3 pseudogenes are annotated in these 2,140 nt (G+C 62.3%); all 3 read left to right on the forward strand.

Annotation, left to right across the window (positions count from 1 at the left end):
• A pseudogene (gene istA / locus SOP97_RS20230) lies at nucleotides 1-1,102 on the forward strand (IS21 family transposase); the annotation flags it as partial.
• Nucleotides 1,095-1,655: pseudogene (gene istB, locus SOP97_RS20235) on the forward strand (IS21-like element ISPst3 family helper ATPase IstB); the annotation flags it as partial. The pseudogenes istA and istB, both read left to right, overlap by 8 nt.
• A 201-nt stretch (nucleotides 1,656-1,856) precedes the next feature.
• Nucleotides 1,857-2,140 (forward strand): annotated as a pseudogene (locus SOP97_RS20240) (IS21 family transposase); the annotation flags it as partial.

Raw genomic sequence — 2,140 nt, forward strand, 5'->3', positions numbered from 1 at the left:
CGAGGAMGGCTTGCTGGTCGGCGGCATTTACCGGCGTATGCAGGTGGCACATCTGAAGCTGTGTGCCAGCCGTGCGTTCTGGCTTGTGGCGTATCCGAGCCAGGGCCATGAGATGTTATTTGACGCCCATACACGCTCGTTCGGCTCCTTGGGCGGCGTGCCGCGCCGGGGCATCTACGACAACATTAAGACCGCCGACTACAAGGTCAATAAGGGCAAAGGACTGGCTGTGAATGCGCGCTATGAGGTGATGTGCGCGCATTACCTGTTCGATCCGGACTTCTGCAACGTCGCCGCTGGTTGGGAAAAGGGCATCGTTGAAAAGAACGTGCAAGACAGCCGCAGGCGTATCTGGCTAGACGCCCAGGACTGCCAGTTTCACTCCTTCGAGGAACTCAATGCCTGGCTGGGCCAGCGCTGCCGCGCGCTTTGGAACGAGCTGACGCACCCTCAATACAGCGGGCTCAGTGTGGCCGAGGTACTGGAGTTGGAGCGCGCCGAACTGATGCCTATGCCCGCGGCCTTCGACGGTTACGTCGAGCGGCCTGCGCGGGTCTCCAGCACCTGCCTGGTCAGTGTCGGGCGCAACCGTTACTCGNTNCNNNGTGNNTANGCGNNTAANTGGGTCAGCAGCCGTTTGTATCCGACCCGCATCGAGGTGGTGGCCGATGATGCGCTGATTGCCAGCCATGCGCGCTTGCTGGATCGCGAACAGGTCAGCTACGACTGGCAGCACTACATCCCGCTGATTGAGCGCAAGCCCGGCGCGCTGCGCAACGGAGCGCCCTTTACTGATCTGCCAGCGCCGCTGCGTCAGCTTAAGCACGGTCTGGGGCGTCATGCCGGCGGTGACCGGATCATGGCGCAAGTYCTGGCTGCCGTACCGGTCGCCGGGCTCGATGCGGTGCTGGTGGCTGTTGAGCTGGTACTGGAAAGCGGCAGCCTGAGCGCCGAACACATCCTCAATGTCGTGGCGCGCCTGGTCGCGACCGAACCACCACCCAGCGTCGAAACCCACTTGTCGCTCAAGGAAGCCCCCGTCGCTAACACGGCGCGCTACGACCGCCTGCGTGGCCAGACCGAGGAGATCGGTCATGCGTGATTTGATGGCGGAACTCAAGGAGCTGCGCCTGCACGGCATGGCCACGGCCTGGGCGGAGTTAACTGCACAGGGTGAGTCGAACACAGCCTCGTCCAAGTGGCTGCTCGAACACCTGCTGGAACAAGAGCACACAGATCGCGCCATGCGCTCGGTGAGCCACCAGATGAACATGGCCAAGCTGCCGATGCACCGCGATCTGGCCAGCTTCGATTTCAACGCCTCTAGCGCCGACGCACGCCTGATCAGCGAGCTGGCCAGCCTGGCCTTTACCGACACCGCGCAGAACGTGGTGCTGATCGGTGGGCCAGGCACCGGTAAAACCCACCTAGCCACCGCGCTGGCCGTGTCCGGCATCACCCGGCACGGTAAGCGCGTGCGCTTCTACTCCACGGTCGATCTGGTCAATCTGCTGGAGCGCGAAAAACACGACGGCAAAGCCGGGCGGATCGCCCAGGCACTGCTGCGCATGGATCTGGTCATCCTCGACGAACTGGGTTATCTGCCGTTCAGCCAGGCTGGCGGTGCGTTGCTGTTTCACCTGCTGTCCAAGCTGCGGATTCCACGCTGACTCGGACACCCATTCCACGCACATCCGGACAGTGATTCCACGCTGATCCGGACACTCACTCCACGAGCATCCGGACACCGATTCCACGGCCATCCGGACACTTTTCAGGCAGGCAGCTACGCAGGATTTATTCACTACCATCGACCTCTTTTTCGAAGCGAAGAGGTCGTCGTGGAGCGTTTATCCATGCGTAAAATCCGAGAGGTGTTGCGCCTCAAGTTCGACTGCGGCCTGTCCGTGCGCAAGATCGCCCGCAGCCTGGGTACTGGCCACAGCAGTGCCGGTGATTACCTCTGTCGTTTTGCCGCCAGCGGTCTCAGTTGGCCCTGTTCGTTGTCCGATGCCGAATTGGAGCAGCAACTGTTCCCGCCGGCCCCGGCGGTTGCCAGTGAGAAGCGGCCTTTACCCGATTGGGCATGGGTGCATGCCGAACTGCGCCGCCCCGGGGTGACCCTGGCGCTGCTCTGGCA

Origin of the sequence: Pseudomonas spirodelae, assembly GCF_034653255.1 — a bacterium.
Taxonomy (GTDB): Bacteria; Pseudomonadota; Gammaproteobacteria; order Pseudomonadales; family Pseudomonadaceae; genus Aquipseudomonas; species Aquipseudomonas spirodelae.